General features: G+C 30.4%; 22 protein-coding genes and 2 tRNA genes. 7 read left to right on the top strand and 17 right to left on the bottom strand.

What is annotated here, in order from left to right:
* Positions 1-73: 73 nt before the first annotated feature.
* Positions 74-481, bottom strand: coding sequence for a hypothetical protein (locus V9L04_RS14850; RefSeq protein WP_338790631.1), 408 nt, complete (start codon positions 479-481; stop codon positions 74-76).
* Positions 482-768: 287 nt separating this feature from the next.
* On the opposite strand from V9L04_RS14850, the gene V9L04_RS14845 reads away from it, so the two are divergent.
* The gene (locus V9L04_RS14845) at positions 769-1227 is read left to right on the top strand and encodes a GatB/YqeY domain-containing protein (RefSeq protein WP_338790630.1); all 459 of its coding nucleotides are present in this window, start codon (positions 769-771) and stop codon (positions 1225-1227) included.
* Between the two features lie 97 nt (positions 1228-1324).
* On the opposite strand, the gene V9L04_RS14840 is transcribed toward V9L04_RS14845, so the two are convergent.
* The 3 genes from V9L04_RS14840 to rnpA all read right to left on the bottom strand — a co-directional run bounded on the left by V9L04_RS14840 (position 1325) and on the right by rnpA (position 4610).
* Complete coding sequence (locus tag V9L04_RS14840) at positions 1325-1819, bottom strand: TRAP transporter small permease subunit (protein WP_338790628.1); 495 nt, start codon at positions 1817-1819, stop codon at positions 1325-1327.
* A gap of 2 nt (positions 1820-1821) precedes the next feature.
* A complete protein-coding gene (locus V9L04_RS14835) occupies positions 1822-4104 on the bottom strand; it encodes an amino acid permease (RefSeq protein ID WP_338790627.1) in 2283 nt (760 codons plus the stop codon).
* A 146-nt stretch (positions 4105-4250) separates the two neighbouring features.
* A complete protein-coding gene (rnpA, locus tag V9L04_RS14830; RefSeq protein ID WP_338794206.1) occupies positions 4251-4610 on the bottom strand; it encodes a ribonuclease P protein component in 360 nt (119 codons plus the stop codon).
* A gap of 240 nt (positions 4611-4850) precedes the next feature.
* Between rnpA and V9L04_RS14825 the strand changes: the two genes are divergently transcribed.
* Together V9L04_RS14825 and V9L04_RS14820 are read left to right on the top strand one after the other, a co-directional pair.
* Positions 4851-5198, top strand: a complete 348-nt coding sequence (locus V9L04_RS14825; protein ID WP_338790626.1) for a hypothetical protein — start codon at positions 4851-4853, stop codon at positions 5196-5198.
* Positions 5199-5257: 59 nt separating this feature from the next.
* Positions 5258-5569, top strand: coding sequence for a hypothetical protein (locus tag V9L04_RS14820; protein ID WP_338790625.1), 312 nt, complete (start codon positions 5258-5260; stop codon positions 5567-5569).
* Positions 5570-5581: 12 nt separating this feature from the next.
* On the opposite strand, the gene V9L04_RS14815 is transcribed toward V9L04_RS14820, so the two are convergent.
* The 3 genes from V9L04_RS14815 to gldA are packed head-to-tail and all read right to left on the bottom strand — an operon-like array spanning position 5582 to position 11198.
* Entirely contained in the window at positions 5582-9922 is a 4341-nt protein-coding gene (locus tag V9L04_RS14815; RefSeq protein WP_338790624.1) for an AAA domain-containing protein, read from the bottom strand.
* Positions 9923-9976: 54 nt separating this feature from the next.
* Positions 9977-10228 (bottom strand): MafI family immunity protein, encoded by a 252-nt coding sequence (locus V9L04_RS14810; RefSeq protein WP_338790623.1) that lies wholly within the window; start codon positions 10226-10228, stop codon positions 9977-9979.
* A 34-nt stretch (positions 10229-10262) separates the two neighbouring features.
* Positions 10263-11198, bottom strand: coding sequence for a gliding motility-associated ABC transporter ATP-binding subunit GldA (gldA, locus tag V9L04_RS14805; protein ID WP_338790622.1), 936 nt, complete (start codon positions 11196-11198; stop codon positions 10263-10265).
* Between the two features lie 356 nt (positions 11199-11554).
* Here gldA and V9L04_RS14800 point away from each other — a divergent pair, with 356 nt between their 5' ends.
* From V9L04_RS14800 to V9L04_RS14790, 3 genes are all read left to right on the top strand, one after another.
* On the top strand, positions 11555-12082 hold the full coding sequence (locus V9L04_RS14800) for a transcriptional repressor (RefSeq protein WP_338790621.1): 528 nt from the start codon (positions 11555-11557) through the stop codon (positions 12080-12082).
* 54 nt (positions 12083-12136) lie between these two features.
* Positions 12137-12475 carry an STAS domain-containing protein gene (locus V9L04_RS14795; RefSeq protein ID WP_338790620.1) on the top strand — a complete coding sequence of 113 codons (339 nt, stop codon included), beginning with the start codon at positions 12137-12139 and terminating at the stop codon, positions 12473-12475.
* Between the two features lie 114 nt (positions 12476-12589).
* Positions 12590-13891, top strand: coding sequence for an adenylosuccinate synthase (locus V9L04_RS14790; RefSeq protein ID WP_338790619.1), 1302 nt, complete (start codon positions 12590-12592; stop codon positions 13889-13891).
* 121 nt (positions 13892-14012) lie between these two features.
* Here V9L04_RS14790 and V9L04_RS14785 read toward each other — a convergent pair whose 3' ends face one another.
* The 4 genes from V9L04_RS14785 to V9L04_RS14770 form a co-directional block, all read right to left on the bottom strand.
* The gene (locus V9L04_RS14785) at positions 14013-14504 is read right to left on the bottom strand and encodes an SRPBCC family protein (RefSeq protein ID WP_338790617.1); all 492 of its coding nucleotides are present in this window, start codon (positions 14502-14504) and stop codon (positions 14013-14015) included.
* Between the two features lie 163 nt (positions 14505-14667).
* Positions 14668-15402, bottom strand: coding sequence for a diphthine--ammonia ligase (locus V9L04_RS14780; RefSeq protein ID WP_338790616.1), 735 nt, complete (start codon positions 15400-15402; stop codon positions 14668-14670).
* 23 nt (positions 15403-15425) lie between these two features.
* The gene (locus V9L04_RS14775) at positions 15426-16607 is read right to left on the bottom strand and encodes an FtsW/RodA/SpoVE family cell cycle protein (RefSeq protein WP_338790615.1); all 1182 of its coding nucleotides are present in this window, start codon (positions 16605-16607) and stop codon (positions 15426-15428) included.
* Positions 16608-16752: 145 nt separating this feature from the next.
* Positions 16753-17220, bottom strand: coding sequence for a hypothetical protein (locus tag V9L04_RS14770; protein ID WP_338790614.1), 468 nt, complete (start codon positions 17218-17220; stop codon positions 16753-16755).
* 167 nt (positions 17221-17387) lie between these two features.
* On the opposite strand from V9L04_RS14770, the gene V9L04_RS14765 reads away from it, so the two are divergent.
* Positions 17388-18107 (top strand): hypothetical protein, encoded by a 720-nt coding sequence (locus tag V9L04_RS14765; protein WP_338790612.1) that lies wholly within the window; start codon positions 17388-17390, stop codon positions 18105-18107.
* A 16-nt stretch (positions 18108-18123) separates the two neighbouring features.
* Here V9L04_RS14765 and V9L04_RS14760 read toward each other — a convergent pair whose 3' ends face one another.
* The 6 genes from V9L04_RS14760 to V9L04_RS14735 form a co-directional block, all read right to left on the bottom strand.
* Positions 18124-18669 (bottom strand): RNA 2'-phosphotransferase, encoded by a 546-nt coding sequence (locus V9L04_RS14760; RefSeq protein WP_338790610.1) that lies wholly within the window; start codon positions 18667-18669, stop codon positions 18124-18126.
* A 399-nt stretch (positions 18670-19068) separates the two neighbouring features.
* Positions 19069-19899 carry a carboxypeptidase-like regulatory domain-containing protein gene (locus tag V9L04_RS14755; RefSeq protein WP_338790609.1) on the bottom strand — a complete coding sequence of 277 codons (831 nt, stop codon included), beginning with the start codon at positions 19897-19899 and terminating at the stop codon, positions 19069-19071.
* 145 nt (positions 19900-20044) lie between these two features.
* Positions 20045-20116 (bottom strand) — tRNA-Glu (locus V9L04_RS14750).
* Positions 20117-20196: 80 nt separating this feature from the next.
* Positions 20197-20268 (bottom strand) — tRNA-Glu (locus tag V9L04_RS14745).
* 370 nt (positions 20269-20638) lie between these two features.
* Positions 20639-21331, bottom strand: coding sequence for a LytTR family DNA-binding domain-containing protein (locus tag V9L04_RS14740; RefSeq protein WP_338790608.1), 693 nt, complete (start codon positions 21329-21331; stop codon positions 20639-20641).
* A 53-nt stretch (positions 21332-21384) separates the two neighbouring features.
* On the bottom strand, positions 21385-22209 hold the full coding sequence (locus V9L04_RS14735; protein WP_338790607.1) for a histidine kinase: 825 nt from the start codon (positions 22207-22209) through the stop codon (positions 21385-21387).
* Positions 22210-22219: the final 10 nt, after the last annotated feature.

Here is a 22219-nt window from a genome sequence, read left to right as displayed (position 1 = left end):
AAATACAAAAATCAAATTTGTTTTAAAGAATTAATAACCAAACTCTACTTTTTTTACTACTAATTTTCAATAATTAATCTAACAACCATTTTTTGGCAACTTTCTCATTATCGAAATAATTTAATGCTTTATAATTTTTACCTTCATTTTCTGTCATTACTTGTTCGACCGATAACTCTACCATTAAATCTTGTGGTAAAACAAAAGCAATTTTTTGTACGATTTTATTTGCGTGAATAGCTATATTTTCATCTACCCAAACTTGAACTTGAGGGACAATAGTAAAATTGAACTCTTGAAGATTAATCAAAGCATGAGATACAACATGTTTTTGAACAAAACCTAAGTAGTTTCGCATTTCTTTTTTGTAATCATCTTCTGTCATATCATCACTTTCATTTGTCCATAACTGAGTGAGAAATTTATTTGTATTATCATAATAGTAAGTACAAAATTGATTTTCTAGTAGTTTCTTTTCCATAAAATTGAGGGGATATTAAATTGTTTTTTACAGACATATAATGCTGCTTACAGTGAATTAAATATAAATACAAATTTTATTCTTAAAAACTTAATTTTTAAAATTTAAACACAATCAAAAACCTATCCTAAACCAAATATAATATAAGTTTGAAATTGAAGTCTTTTTATCTAATTTAAAAATAAACTGTCATTAGGGATTGATTTTGATTAAATTCGTGTTTATTAATTTGAATTAACTTTAAAGTGTGATTCAGTTTATTTTTTATAATTTAATTAACCCATAAAATGACAACTTTAAAAGAAAAAGTAGAAAGCGAAATGAAAGTCGCTATGCGTGCAAAAGAAACAACAAAATTAACGGCTCTTCGTGCTATCAAATCAGCTATTTTATTGGCTCAAACTGAAAAAGGAAGCACCTCAGAATCTCTTTCAGAACAACAAGAATTAGATATTTTATTAAAACAAGCCAAACAAAGACGTGAATCTTTAGCTCTTTATGAGCAAGAAGGACGTACAGAACTTGCCGAAACTGAAAAAGCAGAGTTAGAAGTTATTGAAAAATTCTTACCTCAAATGCTTTCAGAAGATGAAGTAAAAATAAGAGTAGAGAAAATTTTGGCTGGAATGGGCGAAGTTACTCCTCAACAAATGGGACAAGTAATGGGTGCAGCCATTAAAGAATTAGGCACAGAAGCTGAAAAACAAACAATTGCTAAAGTAGTGAAAGAATTGATTAATAAGTAAATCGATTACGGATTACGGAATGAATACAATTTATTACAATTTTACAAACGTAATTCATTTACTATAATTATTTAACCCACAAACTGATTTGTGGGTTTTATTTTTTGATTATGATAAAAAAACTCTTCAAAACTAAACTAATAGCTTGTAAAAAAAGAAGTCCAAAGCCAATAACGATAAAGCTTTTTACAATAAAACGAGCAGGCAATCCCCCAGGATCTGGCGAACCTTCTGAAAGTCTGAAAGCAAATTCTGTATAAGGAATTCCACCTTTTATGACTACAACACAAAAAGGAATCAGAAAAATAAGTGTCCCAAAAAGATTCACTAAAGCCTTTTTCTTTTCAGAAAAACGAGCATAAAAAACATCTACACGCACATGTTTGTCGTCTTTAAGTGTATAAGCAGCACCCACTAGAAAGAAAAATGAAAAAATATGCCATTCTAGTTCTGATAAAAAAGCACTACTAAAACCAATTGTATAACGTAAAATTACGTCTACACAAACCAAAATCACCAAAATAGAAGCCAACCATTGTGTTAATTCGCCTATTTTATCGATAAGATTATCTATTGCTTTTACTAATATCATTTTTATTCAATAATTTTCTGATTATGACTATTTACAAATAAAATATCTGAAATGGTATCATAACCTTTAAAAATAGCTTCTCCCTCTTCTTTTACCTGTTTGTCATTGAGTCCAATCATAGTAAGGTCAGCCGATTTTGATTTTTCATTAATGATTTGTTTCATACTTTTTCCTCGTTGTGCAATCAATTCTACATTTGTAGCTGAAATAGGCAAACGACCTGATTTAATAAGTTCGATGAGTTTTACTCTTTCAGTTTCAATTTCTGCATCAGCATAGACAGCAAATAGTTTTATATCTGCATCTTTCCAATCTCTATGCCCCACAATTACATACGCCAAAAGAATCATCAAGTTTGCATTTTGGAAACTATGACGAGTAATCCAAATATTTATACTTTTCTTGAATCCAAAATTTCTTTCGGAGGTAGCTAATACACATACATCAAAGGAAGTGGCTTTGATAAGTGGGTAATTATCAATAATTCCTTTCAGGTTTTCAGGATTATTTTTACTAAACTCTAATAAAAACATATTATTTTCAAGTCCTGAAACCCCAGGTAATTGCAATACTTGTGCAATCGAAGAAGTAAGCGAGGGACTTACAAGTGTATCTATATAGACATTACTTTTAGTTTTGGAAGCCATTTGGATAATATCCTTTTTGGTTTCTTTAGCGATAATATTAGTATCTTTTGATAAAAACCCTTGAATATAATGGATATATGTTCCGAATCCATAACGATGCGAAAGCCAACGCAGCATATTAAAAGCACTCTGACGACGGAAAAAATCTTGCGAAAGACAAACAATAGCAGGATTCCATTGTGTTGTTTTTTCATCTTCACGTTTTTGCAAAAATACTCGTAATTCTCTATTGACTTGGAAAATAGCTCCTTGAAATAGATAAACAATTCCTGTGCTTTTCTTACGATATTGGCTCATCACAATGTGTAGAACTACCATTGAAATCAAAGAAATAAAAGCATAAGTAGGATTCATACTAAACATCATAAAAATACAAGCTAATGCACCAAGAAGTGAAATATACCATTTTGAACGAAAAGTAGGACGGTAAGAAGTATCGCCAGATAAATGCTCTAAGAACGAAATTGAACAAATAGTACCATACGTTACCATAAAAAACATAGAGATAATTTCAGCCACAGCATTAACATCACCAGCAATAACAAAAATAAGTGCAAAAGCAGAAGTAATCAAGGTAGCATTAAAAGGTTCAGCTTTTTTACCTTTTCCTTTTGCTAACCAATTGTTCATTTTTTGAGAAGGAAACGCATCATCATTAGCTAAGGCTTGGAGTGTTCTGGGAGCAACCAAAATTGACCCTAAAGCTGAAGAGGCTGTTGCAGCAGCCAAACCTACCAAAATCATTGGACCCCAAAGGGCAATTTTTTCCATTATAAGTTGGTCTGTATGAAGTTCTTGTGGAGTTGCTGAAACATATAATTTATAAACGATAAAGAAATAGATAAACATTCCTGCAAAAGTAGCTGAAAGAGTACCGAGGGGAATTGATTTACGTGGGCTTTTCAAATCACCTGACAAGCCTACGCCTGCCGTCATTCCTGTAAACGCTGGAAAACAAATAGCAAATACTTTAAAGAAAGAATCTGGATTGGCAATTGAATCACTCAAACCGACTGAATTATAATCATAAACGTAATTTGTAGTTCCTACAAAAAACATAATCAAAGAAATAAAAAGCAGAGCAACAACAAAATAAAGAGCCTTTACGCCCAAATCAGCACCTTTTGTAGAAACCATTAAAATAAGTAACAAAAGTGCAGGAAGACTAATCAATCTATCTTCTACAAAAAATAAAAGCCCATTGTCGATAACATACGGAAGTGTTCGAAGATATTCTAAAACAGGCTGAAAGGCTTGAGCAAAAGCAATAATATAAAAAGCTACACTAATTGCTTGTGAAAGATAAAGCGCAATTCCGATAGTTGCGCCAATATTTAGTCCGAAGGAACGAGAGACAATATAATATTCTCCTCCTCCTTCTACTTTTTGATTGGTTGCAATTTCGGCAATTGCCATGGCTGTTGGAATAGTTACAATATGTCCTAAAATAATAATTCCGATAGAACCCAAAAGTCCAACATTTCCAACAGCATACCCAAAACGCAAGAACATGACTGCCCCCAAAATAGTAGAAATAGCAGTAAAAAATACAGGTGCAGTTCCAAATCCTTGTCCTTTTACAAGTTGCTGTGAATCTTGTCCAGAAGAAGAAAGAGAAAGAGGTGTTTTCTTAGACATTTAATTTATGTGTTATTGAACAGTTAGTTTTTAGAATAGGATAACGAAATATCAAGTACTTTTCTTTAAAGATACTTCAATATAACTGGCTTTTTGATACAATACTCTGAAAAGAATTACTAACATGCAAACAATAACCAATCAAACTAGCTATTAACTCTACTTTTACCTTCATTTTCCAACATCTGTAATAATTTTTTAATACGTTTGTGTAAAAACTTTGAATCAATATGTTCTTTAGCAATACAAATAAAAGCAAATGTATCTACATGCGACAAATCAAATTCAGATTTTTGAAGTCTGTATCCTTCTCTAATTTGCCTTTTGATACGATTTCTATCGACAGCTTTTTTAAAATTTCGCTTCGAAACTGAAATCAATAGACGAGCAGGGAGAGTATTTTTTTGGTTGTTTTCCTCTTTTTTGTCTTCTACTTTTTTGGGAATAAAAACAACTTTTAAAGGAAAGACAAACAATGATTTGCCTTTTTTAAAAAGTGTTTCGATATCTTTGACAGAAGAGAGACGTTCTTGTTTTGTGAAAGTATTTTTTGAAGTTTCCAGATTTTATTATTTTAAAAGTATAGAAATTTATTGAACAAAAATAACTATGAGCTAGTCTTTAAACAGACAAATTTACTGAAATAAGAGGATAGTTTGGACAAAAATAATATTCAGAGGAGTAAATAGCTTTTACTATATTGAGGTTTAAAACTCTATTAGATTTATAATCTTAAAAGAACAACGATGAAAATATTTTATATTATATTTATTTTTATAATTATTAGCTGTCATTCATTACATCAAGAAAACAATAAGGCTATTTCTTGTGAAGAAAAAGTAAATAATTTTACTTTAGATTACACTAGAAGAAAAAAATTAGATACAATAAGTTCTTACAAAGAAGATTATCTATATAAGAATATACATGTATTTGATATACAGGTTTATATGGAAGGAAGAACAACATTTAATTTAATGTGTTGGAATGATAGTATTTATTTTAATGATAATATATTTTCTAATCAGATTTATGTATATAAAAAGTCTTTAGATATTAGCGACCAAATTATAGGAATGAGTAGTTTAATTTAGATTTGGACTCTATGTTTGTAAGAACAATAAATACAAAGATGTTAAATGCAGATGCCTCAATGCACTTTAAACATTATTCCTATAGTGAAAATTTTGTACAACATGAAATTAATGGAATTATAGATTTCTTAGAGAAACAAGATGTAGATATGTCTGTGTTTAAAAGTCATTTACGACTAAGTTATTCTAATAAATTTTATGTTGTGTATTACATGAGAAATTTATACATATATAGCATGTACGAAGCTAAGAACTACTGGAATGGTAAAAATATTTTAAGAAAATATCCTCGCCTTAAACTTTTTACTATCTCTTTTGAATCTGATTTACAAATTCCACAACTTAATATAATTGATAAAATAAGTAAATAGTTAAATTTTATATTAATTTCCCAAAAAATAATCCTTAGACCAAAAAAACTTCACTTTCCAACCTTTTTTCTCTAAAAGCATAGGCATATAAACATGAAATTCTTTAGCTGAATAAGAAGCAAAATAACGTTCATCATCAGTATAAATTGCTGCTAGTATTTCTTTATTTTGAGTATTATTTTTAGATAGCATTACCAAATCCATTACTGAGAATGTATTTTGAGAAAATTCAATATCTGAATTTTGATTGGTTGAAATTATTGTATTTTTCAGATTTGCAAAATAACTCTGTTCTATTTTTTGAGTAATTTTATTTGATGGAGTTTCTATATTATCTTCAAAATTGATTTGATGCCAACTTTTTCCTTCTGAAATAGAATGTGCAAAAGATAAATATTTTTTCAACAGTTGTGCGCCCAAGCTATGCGTTTCCAAAACGGGTAGCTGATGAGGAAAAATACTACTTACTACATAAATTTTTTCTCTTGCTCTACTAATGGCTACATTCAGACGATTTTCGCCTCCTGCTTGACTTAATGAACCAAAGCTCAAACGGAATTTTCCAGCCATATTTGGGGCATAACCGACCGAGAAAATAATCAAATCACGCTCATCTCCCTGTACATTTTCGATGTTTTTTATAAATAAATCCTCTGGAATTGTTTCCAAATTTTCCTCTAGTAAATCACGAATAAGATTTTGTTGTTTTGAATTAAACGTAATTATTCCGATAGATTTTGATTTAAACTGATTCTGAGTTTCTTCATTTTTTATCAAATTTTTGACTAATTCTACTACCCTTTCAGCTTCTTCTTGATTCTGATTTTGATGCCAAGTTCCGTTTACTTTCAAATATTCTATGGGTGTAGAATCTTGATATTCTTCGATAATCCCCAAATCAGGCACAACTTTCAGACGATTTCCATAAAAATGATAATTCGAAAAGGCTATCAGTTCGGCAAAACGACTGCGATAATGTCCATTCAATTCAAAAGAAGGAAGATAATTTTTACCCAAATCTAAAAGTGAATCTACTTCTAGGGCTAGTTTCGTATTTTCATAGTTTTGGATTTCTTGAATTTCATCTATTTCCTCATTGATTTCTTTATCACTTTGACTTTCAAATATTTCTGAATCAAAATCAATTTTATCCAAATCTTCTTCCCAACGTGGTTGATACAAATCGTGTGGAGGAAGTTGTTTTTCATCACCAGCAATAATACTTTGTTTGCCACGATAAAGTGCAGGAATTCCTTTTTCAGCAAAACATTGAGAAGCTTCATCAAAAATTACTAAGTCAAAATTTTGAATCAATGGAAAAATAGCTGACACCGTTTCTGGAGAAGCCAACCAACAAGGCAAAAGCCTAAAAATTTCATCTGAATAATTAGATAGAAGTTTACGTAATGCCCAAATACTCCGTTTTTTCTTGACTTGATGCTCTAAATCTCTATATGTTGTTCGGTTTCCCAAACGATTAAATTCTATGTCTTTATAAGTTTTTTCTTTGATTTTTAAACGCAAAATATCAGCACTAATTTGTTGTTTTTGAGCAACTAAAGTTTTCAAACGCTCTTCATTTTCCTTCCAATTTTGAGAACCAACTGTTTTCAAGATAGGAAAATGATTTTCAAGTTCGTTTATCCAACTGATTTGAACAGAATTATCAAATAAGTTCAAAATTTCTGTTTCATTTAACAGCTCATTTTCAGAAAAATATTTCTTTAATTCTTCAATCGTCTTTAATTCTGCTTTTGAAAAATTAGCTTTTAAAGTATCTAACTCTACTAACTTATTAAAATCTGAATCTATAACTGTTTTTATTTCAAATAACTTTTCACTTTGAATTTCAGAATTATTTATATTTAATAATAAATTAATCTGACTTTCTGTCAAATACTGATTCCATCTTTTTTCTTCTGTGTCTGTTTCAGTTAGCAGATTTACAAATTCTTCTAAAAACAAATTCAAATCTTGATGTGTAATATCTTTTTCTAAGAAAATACGACTGTATTCTATGAGTTCCACTAAAAGTAACTTCAAAGCTAAGGCTTTTCGGTGCGAAATAAACCAATTTTTAAGCTCATTTTTTTTGAGTCCGATAGATGAAGGAGGTTCAGAAACCCATTCAACAGCCTGCATCGCAATCATTTTGAGTTCGAAACTATTGCGTTTTGATATTTTTTTGAGTAGCCAATCAATATTTTTTATCTCATCTTTTCGTCTATACTTTTCTAATAGTTCTTTTGTGAATTTTTCGGCTTTTGGTGCAGCCATTCGTTTCCAAACTTTTCTCAAAAAAGACTGCTTTTGTTTTTTGTATTCTTGCACTAAAAAATTAGCTTCCTTTAGAGTTCTTTGTTCCAAAAACTTTTCCATTCCACCATCAGAAAAATAACTCAATAAATCTTTTTCTTTTTGAGAAAGCCATTTTTTTTCTGCATTTGCATACGAAGCAGCAATATTTTCTTTTTGAGAAATTTCTATATATTCATTGAGCCATTCAGGTTGTTCAAACTCATAATAACGACTTTCTTTAAAAATTTGCCATAAATTTTTGTCTTGTAACTCCTTAACAGCTTGTTTCCATTGAGGAACTTTTTCAGTCCATTTTTTGGCTTGGTCGTAAGAAATCGGTTTGCCTAAGAGCGTCGAAAATTTTGATTCAATACTTTTTTTGAAATTTGGAATTTCTGTAAAAAGAGCTAAAATTTCTTTTTTATTTTCTTCATCAAAACCTGCAAAACTTTGTCTCTCTGATAAAATGTAGCTTGGATTCTCGTAATTATTTTGAAGACGAATGTAGTTTTTTAGATTTTTCTTAAATTTTGATACAGAAATACCTCGTTGACGGCGAACTCTCAACGACGGCTCATTATCAAAACTAGAATCAAATTCATCATCAAAAACAAAACTAGAAACCTGTGATAATTCTGTATATTCTTTCTTTAAATCAGCATTTAGATATAATTCTTTGATTGATTTTCCACAGTTTTTTTCATCAAAAAAAACTGTTCTATATTCTTCAAATTCGTTGGTAAGACTATCAATTTCTCTACTAATTTTCAGAAAATTGCGTTCTAAATGAATGGCATTCAGACTTTTATTTTGCTTTTCATATAATTCTAAATTCTGAATATGATTTTGAATTTGCTCATAAATAATTTTTCTATCTTGTTTAAAATCGTGTACAAGGGCTATAAAAGGCGAAATTTCAATTTCATTCAACCGATTTTGAACCACATCTAAGGCTGCTCTTTTCTGACAAACAACCAATACTTTTTTTCCTTGTGCTACAAAATCACTTACCAAATTACAAATAAGTTGAGATTTTCCAGTCCCAGGAGGACCTTGAACCACAAACGAATTATTATTTTTGACAGCCTTCAAAACCTGTTCTTGTGAGGCATCAAGTGCAAAGGGAGCAAAAATTTCTTCTTCTGTAATTTCTTTTTGATTTGTATTATTTTTTAAAATCTCATCTTGATATTCAGTTTCTCTGAAACTCCCAGAACCATCAAATACATCATTAAACTTAGTAAAATCGCCATGAAAAAAATCTTCCAATTGTGGCGTTTTTTCATCATTTATCAATTTTTCATAATCTTGATACAAATACGAACCAGCTTGAGGAAAAAGTCCCAAAACAGCTTGAGAAACGAGTTTCAATTTACCAGTTTCGAAAAGATTTGTAGCATCTTGTTTGGTTTGAGAGAAAAAAGGCAGGAGTTTTTGAGCAAACGTTTCTTGATTAAAATTAATTTCTAGCTCACTTTTTTCTAAATAATTATATAATTGGGTTAGAAATTCTAATGCGTTATTCGGAAACTCTTCGAAATTTTCTTCTAAAATAGATTCTGAAATTTCACTTTCATTAAAATGAGAATACGCCAATAAAAGAGCCTTATTAAAACTAACTCCTGCATCAGTTCGCTGTGTAATTTGCCATTTTCTGTTTTTGATTTCCAAGGTGACAGGAAAAAATAAAAGTGGACAACGCACAACTGTATCATCGTGCAATTTTCCTTCAATAAACGGAAAACCAACATATAAATCGAATGCACCACTTTCCTCAAAAATAGACGTTGTCTTTCGTTCAATTCCCTTTAATTGTCGGCTAATTTGATTGTTTTTTGAATCTCTAGCATCTGAAAGCTGACAAAGAGGAATAGTTTTTTTATTTGCTAGCAAACTTTCAACAACTGAAAAGGCAGGTTTATTCAACAAAAAATCTAATTCATTTATATCTAAAAATGAATTTTTGTAGATTTTAGGAAGCCAAAGCGAACGGTTTTTTCCCGAAAGATTGGTCAGTCTGCGTTGATAGATTTCTAAAAGTTTGTGTTTTTGCATAGGTTTTATGTCGTTGGTGCGACACCAACAACGGCAGAGAGTATGTAATACAATTTAATCTGTAATCAATTCTACTAAAAATAAATAATGCTCTTCTTCCATTTTAAATTTCTTTGCTAATTTTTCAATATCTTCATAAAGTGATTTATTGATTTTTATTTCATATTCGTAGATTTGAGTTATAATCACTTCTAAAGCTATTCCACTTTCATTATACTCTACAAGTTCTTTTGCATCAATTATATTCTGATTGGGTAATTCTAAATTTGCAGCTTGGCTTATTATTGAAGTTATTAGAGTTTTCATTTTATTTTCTCTTGACAAAATCATTCTATAAATTTTATTTAGTAAGCTGATGAAAAACATTTTCTAAAGACTGTGTTTGCTGCTGCATTTCTAAAAGAATCCAATTCTGACTAGCAGAATATAAAAATATTTCTTTTCTCAAATCATGTTGAGTAAATAATTTGACTTTTGTAGGCTCAATTTGATTTATTTCTACTTTCACAACCCCTCCAATTTGTTTCCAATCTTCTTCTGGAATTTGTCTTTCAGTTTCTAAATTTACGACATATTCGTTTTGATTAAGTTCTGTTTTTAGCTTATCATTCAGTTTAGCAATCGAAGTATCCAAGACTTTTTTGCCTTTATTAATAATCACAACCCTATCACAAAGAGCTTGTACTTCTTGCATAATATGTGTTGAGAAAATAATCGTTTTTTCTGCGCTAATACTCTTTATTACTTGACGAATTTCTACAATCTGATTTGGGTCTAACCCTGTCGTGGGTTCATCCAAAATCAAAACTTCTGGGTTGTGAAGTAATGCTTGCGCTAACCCAACACGCTGACGATAGCCTTTCGAAAGCTGACGAAGCTGTTTGTGAGATTCTCGTTCTAGTTTTACTAATTGGATTACTTCTTCAATTCTATTTTTAAGAACATTTCCTCCTTTTAATATTTCAGAGTCATAAAATTTGCCCATAAAAGCCAAATATTCCTTCACGTACATATCCAAGTATAACGGATTATGCTCAGGCAAATAACCTATTTTCTTTCTAACAGCTTTTGGATTTTGAGCTACATCAATTCCACAAACTTCTATATTTCCACTACTTGCAGCCATATAACAGGTTGCAATTTTCATAGTTGTTGATTTTCCTGCTCCATTTGGTCCTAGAAAACCCAAAATTTCTCCTTTTTTGGCTTCAAAAGAAAGGTTATCAACGGCAGCTTGTGAACCGTAAATTTTTGTGAGGTTTTTTATGGATAACATATATACAAAGTTAAAAGTCAGATTTTATAAGTAGAAAAATGAATAATTCTACAAACTCAAATTTACGTATCTTTTTATCATTAATTTATAAATTATGAGGTATTTGATTCAAATTACTAAAAATCCTAATCCAAAACATATTTAGGATTAGATAAGAAATTGAATAGTGTAGGTCTTATTTCTGCCTTTATTTTTTTATATTTGTATAAAAATTAGGGGAAACTAGAATCAATAACAGATAAGAAGAGCAAATCTATTTAAAATAGCAGTGCTACCTTATATTTACAAAGAATATTAATTAGACTTTATTAAGCCCTCAACAAGATTTTTTATTTATTATAGACAATTTTAAATTTATGCCACTCAACGAAGAAATTTATAACGAAGTTAAGAAGATATTTACAGCTTATTTAGAAAATAAATCATTACGCAAAACACCTGAGCGTTTTGCTATTTTGGAAGAAATTTATACACGAGGAGGTCATTTTGATGTAGAATCGCTTTATATTAGTATGAAAAATAAAAATTATAGAGTTAGTCGTGCGACAGTCTATAATACATTAGATTTGCTGGTAGATTGTGATTTGGTTAGTAAACATCAGTTTGGCAAAAACATGGCACAATATGAAAAATGTTATGGCTACCGTCAGCATGACCATTTAATTTGTACAGATTGTCATAAAGTAATTGAATTTTGTGACCCTCGTATTCATAATATTCAAACTATGGTGGGCGAACTTTTGAATTTTAAAGTGATGCACCATTCTTTAAACCTTTATGGTGTCTGTGCTGATTGTCAAGCCAAAACACAACACGAAAAAGATCAAAAAGAAAAAGAATCTCTTAAAGAAACTGAGAATAGTCAAACGCAAAAAATCAACTAGAGAAAAAGAATTAAATATATCTTAATCATACATTTTTCATTAATTTATCAAAAAATGAATTTTACACATAAGCTCAAAGACAATGTTCTTTTTTTAGAATTAGAAGGCGATTTGTTAGGAGCAAACAAGGAAAACGAAGTATTAGAAGTTGTCAAAGACCAAATTGAAGAAAAAGTTACTTCTTGTGTCATTGATATTTCGAAGGTGGGTTATATGAACAGTACAGGACTGAGTTTCCTTATTCGTTTGCTTACTCGTTTTAGAAATGCAGGTGGCGACTTAGTGCTTTTAAAGCCATCTGACCAAGCAAAAAAACTGCTCGTTATTACAAAACTTAACAACATTTTTTCTGTTGCAAAAACAGAAGAAGAAGCTGTAAAATTATTTGACTAATCAATAAAAACGAACTCTTTTACTTTTCTGTAAAAGAGTTTTTTAATGTATAAAAAAGCTAACTGTTCTGTTGCTCATTTTTTGGTGAGTAACATTCAATTATAAATAAACAAAATGGATATTCTACTCGGCTTACAATGGGGCGACGAAGGCAAAGGAAAAATTGTCGATTTTTTAGCTCCTAAATATGATGTTGTAGCTCGCTTTCAAGGAGGGCCAAATGCTGGACATACACTTTTTTTTGATGGACTAAAACACGTTTTACATCAAATTCCATCAGGCATCTTTCGTCCTACTATTCAAAATGTAGTAGGAAATGGTGTTGTTTTGGATGCCGTAATCTTAAAAAGAGAAATTGAAGCACTCCAAAAACTGGGTGTTGATGTAAAAAAATCATTGTTTTTCTCTAAAAAGGCACAACTTATTTTGCCTACACATCGAATTTTGGATGCTGCTCAAGAAAAAGCAAAAGGAAATAATAAAATTGGTTCTACACTAAAAGGAATCAGTCCTACATATCAAGATAAAATTGGTCGTTCTGGACTTCGTTTGGGAGATACTTTATATCCTAATTTTGAAGAGCGTTATGAAACTACTAAAACAAAACATTTGGAAAGATTAGGAGATTTGAATAATGACTCAAACGAAAGTGTTTTGCCTGCTGATTTTGCTCAAATAGAACAAGAGTTTTTTGCTGCTATCGAATTTTTAAAAGAATTCAAGATGATTGAAAGCGAATACTTTATCGATGATGCTATCAAGGCAAACAAAAAAGTATTGGCAGAAGGCGCACAAGGAACACTTTTAGACATTGATTTTGGTTCTTATCCTTTCGTTACAAGTTCAAATACCGTTTCGGCTGGAGCATGTACAGGTTTGGGAGTTGCACCAAGTAAAGTAAAAGAAGTTTTTGGTATCTTTAAAGCCTATTGTACACGAGTAGGAAGTGGTCCTTTTCCAACTGAGCTGGAAGACGAAACAGGAGAGGCTCTTCGAAAATTTGGAAGTGAATTTGGTGCAACAACAGGAAGACCACGTCGTTGTGGTTGGTTAGATTTGCCTGCCTTGAATTATGCTGTTATGATAAATGGAGTTACACAACTTTTTATGATGAAAACAGACGTTCTTACGCCTTTTGATGAAATAAAAGTATGTACACATTACAAATTGGAAGATGGAACAATTACAGACCGACTTCCCCATGATATTGTAACACAAAACATAGAACCAATTTACAAAACATTTGAAGGTTGGGAAGATATTGCAGAAGGAATCACTTCTTTTGAGCAGCTTCCTAAAAACCTACAAACGTATATTCAGTTTATAGAAGAAAATGTAGGCGCACCAATTACACTTGTTTCTTTTGGACCTGAACGTACAGCAACTCTTATGAGAAATGAATTGCAGGTAGTTTAGAATTTTTAAATAGTTTTTTAAACTTCGTCAGATACAGTATTAACTATTGTCAGAGTTTGCTTAGGCAAACTACTGACAAAGTTTTTTGACTGATAAAAACCCACGATTAAAATTGTGGGTTTTATGGTTTATATGAATTTTCCTCTAAAACCATTTTCCATTTATCAGATTCTGCAAATTCTTTGATAATTTGATTTCTTTCTTTCAACAAATTTGTCATATAGCTTTCCAAAAAAATAGTATCAGCTAATTTTCCAAAGATTCCGAAAGGTGATTTGTATTCAAAAATATCTATCATTTCAACTCTATTTTCTGTTTCTTTAAAAATATGTTGGTGTTTGAAAGATTTGAAAGTTCCCTTTACCATTTCATCTGTAAAAGAATTAGGTCTTTCAAAAGCTGTGATTTTTGAAGTCAGTTTTTGATAAATACCAAAGTGTCTGGCTTGCCAAGTTACCCATTCGTCTAAACTAATTAGTCCAGTTGTGATGCCTGCAATGGCTTCTTCTTTTGTCTTTTCTGTAGAAATTTTATGTAAATCTATACTTCTTGATAAATCAAAGACAATTTCAATACTGCTTTCAATGAAGGTAGTTATTTTTATAATTGGCATTGATTTTTTGTTTTAATGTAAAATATCAATCACTTTTCTGGTCATTTTTTGATTAGGAATATTACCTCAACCTGTCCAATTGATAATTTACAATAAATTTTTGAAAGAATAAAAACAGTGTTTTTGAATTGAACATGGTTTTAACCCTGTTTTTAATAGATTGCTAAACTAATTCTAATTCAGCAAACCAAAATCCCTTTACTTGATTCTCACTTGGCAAATCGCAATTTGAATTTGTTTTTATAGAAAGAGGTTTGTATAATTTTTCGCCTACTTTAATTTCTATTTTTTCAGAAAAATAAGGTGCAGAAGTACAAAATGAATGAAACTCTCCATTTTCGCCACAGGCATCTACTTGTTTGGGAAGTTTTTGTAAAAATGCTGTATTAATTTTTTCTCCTACAAAAGATTCATCTAAAAAAGCATCACTAACACAGCACGTAACTGACTCAAAACCTTGGTTGATAAAATCATTTACTAAAAAAGTGGTATCCATTTTCCAAAGAGGAAAAACTGCTTTTATTCCAGTTTCTTTAAGTTGGTTTTGTCTATATTCTCTCAAATCTTCTAAAAAAATATCTCCAAACACAACTGTTTCTATTCCTTCTTTTTTCAATTGATTCAGAACTTCGTTCATTTTTTCCTCATATTCGTTATTTGTTCCCTCTGATAGAAAGAATTTTAATAAAGGAATTCCGATTTTTTCGGCTTGTTTTTCTAGTAATTCTTCTTTTACACCGTGCATCGTAATTCTTTTATATTGCAAACTAAGTGTAGTGATAAGATAAACTACTTCATATTTTTTTTCTTGTAGAACCTTTTGAAGACAATAGGCAGAATCTTTTCCACCACTCCAAAAAAAAGCAGCTTTAGGAAGACTATTTTTCTTTTCTGACATGGTTTGGTTATAAAAATTATACTTTATTCAATAGTATGAACAATTCTACGGTAATTATTTCCAGTAGTGGCAGGAGAAATAACTTCTTTTTCAGCTTGTTCTAATTCTCCTCTACTTACACTTAATATAATTCCTAAAGAAATTCCTGTAAAAAATAAAGATGTTCCACCCATACTCAAAAGGGGCAAAGGAAGTCCTGTAACAGGTACAAGTCCGACTACTACTCCCATGTGTACAAGTGCCTGAACTACCAAACTAAAACTCAACCCTGCCGATAAAAGTCCTCCAAAGGCTCGCTCAGATTTTGCCATGGCTACCATTCCCCGATAGAGTAAAATGAGATACAAACCTAAAACGATTACTCCACCAAGAAGTCCGTATTCTTCAATAATGATGGCATAAATAAAATCAGAATAAGGGTGTGGAAGAAAATTCCTTTGCTGACTATTTCCGACGCCTTTTCCTACAAAACCTCCAGTTGCAACAGCTATATACGATTGTTCTTCTTGAAAAGTAACTTGTTCAGTATCAAAAAATGCCTTCATACGAGAAACTGCTGTTCCAGAGCGTTGCCCTAACTTCAAGGCAACCATTCCGACGACTGCACCAATTATGATAGTCATTACCAAATAACGAACAGGCACACGTCCGATAAACATAATCAAAAGACAAGTAGCAAAAAGCAAAACAGCCGAAGAAAAGTTTGACAGAGCAATCAAACCACAGATAAGTCCAGACCAAAAAATAATTGGCAACGTCGAACGCTGAAATTCTCTAATACTCTGTTGGCGTTTAGAGAGCATACTGGCTACATTGGCAATCAAGGCAAGGGTAGCAAAATCTGAAGTTTGAAAAGATTGATTGATGAAAGGTATTGTAATTACACGACTTGCTTCATTGATTGTAGTTCCGAAAAGCCACGTCAGAATCAAAAGAGGCACAGAAATAAGCAAAGCTAGACGAGAAAGCCGAGAATAATAACGGTAATCTATCCGATGACACACCCACATAATAATTAGAGCCATAAATAAAAGAACGCCATGTTTAAAGAGGTAATACTCTGTATTTCCATCCATTCTTTTAAAGGCAATTGCTCCAGTAGCACTATAAACTACCAAAACACTGATAATAACCAAAAGGAAAACAACTCCCCAAATGATTTTGTCGCCTGTAAATATTTTTTTACTAACTGTATTTATTTCCATAGTATATAAAACACTTTAGTATAAGCGTTTGAAAATCTTTTGAAGTATTTTTTCTTTATTCTATCACAAAACGAATTTAAAGCTATTTTCTTAAAGTATCAAGAATTATTTGTTTCCAAAGATAAAAAGACATAAAGTTGATTTTTTACTTTTTCTCAACTTCACTTTTTCGTTTTTGTGTTTTTTCTACAACATCATAAATTTGTATCATATCCTCTCTAGTCATTCCTTCCATAGGAATTCCTGGTTGTTGATAGATTTCCAAACGTTGGCTATCGTACCACTCAACACTGCCACCATCTACACCTCCTTCATAGACCATTTCATTTGTCTTCATATCATAAACAGCGAATTGAATTGAATTTCTAGGTTGCATAGTTGTGCCTTCTTTAATTACTTTACAAAGTGAAAAAGTTTTGTCTTCATTTTCTATACATTCAAATACTTGTTCAGTTTTGTCAGTAATTTGAAACTTTTGTTTTGCTAACTCTTTGTAATTCATGGGTGTACTCTGTTTTAGCTTGGTAGTTGAATCTTGATTAGAATTGCCGTTTTTAGTATTTGCACAACTAAAAGACGACAAAATTAAAAGAACTAAAATTAAATTTTTCATAAATTGTATAAATTGAGAATGAAATTTGAATAATTTGATTATTGAGTAAGAAGTTATTGCTATCTATTTTACAGAATTAAAATTTGTTATACTATTGGCTTAGCTTAAATTTATAACTTACTTACAACAAAAACATTGCAGAGTATCTACAAAACTATCTTTAAATTATGAAAACTACAAAAAAAATAAAATTACGTTTAGTGCTTATATTGAGTTTATTTGTTTTGACTAATTTCTTTATTCTGGCTGATCTAAAAGCACAAATTGTTACTAAAGAAACTGCTCCTGAATATACATATTATACTTTAGAGGAAATAAAAGAACGTTTTGATAAATATAAAATCGATTCTAGCACACATTTAACTGAAAATGAGTTCTTAGAACGCATTACTATTTTACAAGATTTAAAGCCAAGCACATACCGAACTTACAAAGCTGCTGTGGCTTATTTTGCAACTCCAACACGTTTGAAAGAAATTAGTGATATAAATTATGGTATAAATAGTTCGATTGCTGTTGCTAAAAATAAAATTGCTTATATGAGAGAAAATAGAGCTGATTCTACTATTTCTGCGTTCAGAATGCAACCTATCGAACGTATATATGATTTTTATAGAAAGCAATTTGTAAATACTAATCAATTGGAAGAAGTCAAAAATTATGTTTTTGCTTCTTCTGATAAGCCTAATTTTGAGGTACATCAATTAGACAAATTTTTGCCTACCATTTCACAATTTGGAATAAGAAATGGACAAAGAGCCTATGGATATAGAATGTCTTTGAAAGATAATTATCATTTGCTTATCATTGATTTGCCTGAAAATGGAAGAAAAATAATACTTTTTCAGCAAAATGGTTGGGATAACATAGCAAAAGCAGTTTACTAAACTGATAAAATAAAGATTACTTTAAAAATTTGTTTGGGACAAAGTCTATTAACCAAACACCATTTTCAGCTTTATAAAACTTTATTCCTTCTTCTATCATTTTGAACGTTTCTATTTTAAAAATGAAGGGCTTTCCGTGTCTTGCACCCACTTTTTGTGCTGTTTCTTGATCTGCTGAAAGATGAACATATTGCCTATTTCCTTTTAGAATTCCATTTTTTAAAATAGAATCTACATTTTTTGTAGCTGTTCCGTGATAGAGAACTGGAGGTGGACTTGTGGGTTGATAATTCATTTCTACTTGTGTAGAATGTCCCTGATTTGCTCGTATCTTGGTTTTGTCTTCATTGAAACCAAATCTTTGTTTGTCATTATTTAGAACAACATATTCCAATTCTTCAAAAGTCATACTCTGACTTTTTTTATGTGTATTGATTTTTTCTAATAGTATTTTTGTGTTTGTCCAGCCTCCTTCTTCTAATTGTAGCTTTAATAATTCGGGTTGATGACGAAGAAGTAGAGATAAAAATTTACTGCGCTGTTTTACTTTTGAAGCATCCATAATTTAGAGTTTGTTGATTTTTAATTAAACTAATTTTCTTATCAACATTATTTTCTCTTCAAAAAGTTCTTAAAAACACATTCTATTTTGATTTATGATGCTGAACTGAATTAAAAAAATATAATAGGTTTTCTACCCTATCGTTTACCCACATGTTTTTTAAAAGCAAAAAATGTATTCATTCATTGCTTTTTCGTCGTATTCCCCATTGACAACGTCCATTTTCTTCGAAAATGCACGCTTGCCAAGGGAAAAACTTAATAGTGGTGTTTCATTTTGCCTTAGCAAGCGTCAGTTATCGAAGATAACAAGACGTTGATAATGGCGAACTGAAACAGAAATACAGCTCTTTTACCTATTTCAAGCACGTTTCAGACTTGTGGGTAAACGATAGGTTTTCTACCTTTTAAAAAAAACATTTTTGAAATGCTTCCAAATGCTTTTTTTCTCAATTACTTTTATTTCAGCTTTTTTATCAAAAGAATTATTGTTCTTTGGTAAAGAATCACATTCTTCTACAAAGATTGCACTTGGCTTTCCCATTACTGAGATTCTTGTTTGTTTTATACCGTCTTCTTCAAGAACGACAGCTTCTTCCAAAAGTAGTTCTAAATAAGAATGTATTGTATTTTCTATATCAAAATCAATTTGTAAAGACAAAGTAGTATAACCAAATTTTTGTACTTGTAAAACTGTGCTGTCTTGATTCTGAATTTCTGCTTTTGTTATATTAAATTTAAAATTTCCATGTTTATCAGTAATTGTTGAATGATTTGTTCCATGTATAGAAACTAAAGCATCAGATATGGAATTTTTACTAGCATCTATTACTCTTCCTTTGATTTGGAAATAATCATTTGTAGAAGTTTCCTTGAAATCATCTTCATTTTTATCAGATTGATTTGACTCAATTACTTCCGTCTTTAGATTAGTATTTTGAGAGTAGCTTTGAGAAGAGAAGAAAAATAGCGTAAAACTAGCAGCAATAAGTCTTGACCAAAAACTAGATTTTTGAGGTTTTAAACTGACAAGATTTGTATTTAATTGAGTATCATAAAAACGACCACAAGTATTTCCTTTATAATTTTTGAAGTGATTCACTATTTCAGAATCACTCATTGTGGTAAAATCAATTACAACTTTCTGACAAGAGCCACAAAAACGTCCTTTTTGCTGTGGACTCATCTCATTCCAATTTTCATGGCAAGGTTGAGGTATTTGTATTTTCATAGCTTAATTAAATTTTATTGAGTTTTTCTTATTGAATTATGTTTTAAGAAACACGAAATAAAACCTCTAAATGCTGCAATTATCAGAAATCTAAAATAAAAAAGAACATAAAAAAAGCCAATTCAAATATTGAATTGGCTTTTTGTACTCCGTAGGGGAATCGAACCCCTGCTACCAGGATGAAAACCTGGCGTCCTAACCGCTAGACGAACGGAGCATTTTTCACTCTAAAATTTCTACTTTAACTTTATAACCAAAAATTAATCTATTATGATTTACTACAAGGTTATGATGTTGTACTCCGTAGGGGAATCGAACCCCTGCTACCAGGATGAAAACCTGGCGTCCTAACCGCTAGACGAACGGAGCATTTTTTAAAATTGTTCTTTTAACAACTTATTTGTTTTGCTTTTTAAGGTATTTTTGAAGCATTTTTGTGTGTTTCTTTTCCCTTAATGCGATGCAAAGGTACGCCTTTTTTTTGTATCTGCAAATAGAATTTCATTTTTTTTCTGAAAAATCTTATCTTTTTTCTTTCCCTAGCTATCTAAAAAGCCTTTTTATCATTTATGTTTTAAAAAAAACGATAGATAAATTATTGATTTTCAAAGACTAACAAGATTAAAACCTTATTTTAATTATCATAAATACTAAACTCTTTTTTTTCTGAAAAAATTCAAAATTTATTAATTATTTATTTTTTCAGTGTTTTTATTGGTATCTCTGAGATTAGCTAAATTTATTTGAGCAACTGCACAATATTCATTTTATACATCTTACCAATCGGAATGCAATTGTCAGAAATGAAAATTTGATTTCCTTCAATACTTTTGATGTGTTTTGGGGAAACTGCAAATGATTTATGGACTTGTAAAAATTCTTCTTTTGGTAAAATTTCTACTAGATTTGATATTTTATCACGAATACTGATAGTTTCTTCTGTAGTATGTATGTTGGTGTAATTTCCAGAAGCCTCCAAATATTGAATTTTATCTATTTCTACTTGAATGTATTTTTTGTTGCTCTGAAAAAAAATGCGATTTGAAACTGTATTTGTAGGCACATTTGTAGCAAAACTGGCAGACTGACTAAACGTTTTGTTGACAGCCTTTAAAAAACGTTCGAAGCCAAATGGTTTGAGTAAATAATCTGAAATATTAAGCTCATAGCCTTCAAGCGCATATTCTTTGTAAGCCGTAGTTACAATTACTTTTGGCGATTTGGTCAAAGTCTTTAGAAAATCAAAACCTTTAAGTTTTGGCATATTCAAATCTAGGAAGATTAAATCTACATCATGTTTGCTCAAATAATCAAAGGCTTCCAAAGCATCATAACAGTTCTTCATAAGTTGCATGGTTGGCAACAAATCACAATAATCTTTTATAATATCGTGAGCAATATATTCATCATCAATAATTAGATATTTAATCATAATTTGTAGGTCGTCGGTGAGACACTGACAACGGCAAAGTTTAAATTTAAATTTTAAATTTTATTTAAGGTCAATTCTACTTTATAGATATTTTCAGTTGTAGAAAAAGATAAATCATATTTGTTTTTATAACCTAATTCTAAGCGTCGTCTGAGGTTTTTCAAGCCTATTCCAGTATGTTCTTTTTTGTCTGAAAAATCTGAATTGTCAAAGTTATTTTCTATTCTAAATCGTATTTTATCCTCAGAAGCCAAAACATCAATAGTAACAAAAGCATTTTCTCTTAGATTTTCAACTCCATGTTTGAACGAGTTTTCTAGTAAAATAATGAATAACAAAGGCATTATTTTATAATTTTCATCAATTTGAGAATTCAATTTTACATTTATTTTCTTGTGGTAACGCATTTTGTGCAACTCAATATAATTTTCCAAGAAATCAATTTCTTCTTCCAAACTAACAGATTCTTTTTCGCCTTCATAAATGCTATATCGCATCATATCCGAAAGTTTCAAAATCAACTCTTTCGCTTTTTTACTATCTTTTTCTACCAAACCATATAAATTATTGAGCATATTGAAAAAAAAGTGTGGACTTACTTGACTTTTCAGATGCAGTAATTCGTTTTTCTCTTTTTCATTTTTTAAGCTAAAAAAGGCAATGAGTTGTCTGACAAACCAATAAATCCCCAGCAAAACTAGAAATACATAATACAATAAAATCAGAATTGTAACCGAAGTAGGATAATTTTCTAAAAAAATGACAGAATCTTTTTCTGTACTGATTAATTCGAAGGCAGTTACCACTATTGGAAAAAGTGCCAATACACTTGCCAAAGTTGTGATTACAATCCATTTTTTTCTACTTAGTTTTATCATCATCCTACAA

It is taken from the genome of Bernardetia sp. MNP-M8, assembly GCF_037126285.1.
Classification (GTDB): domain Bacteria; phylum Bacteroidota; class Bacteroidia; order Cytophagales; family Bernardetiaceae; genus Bernardetia.
The sequence above is the reverse complement of the archived record's forward strand: the minus strand, read 5'-3'. Positions and strand labels throughout refer to the sequence as shown.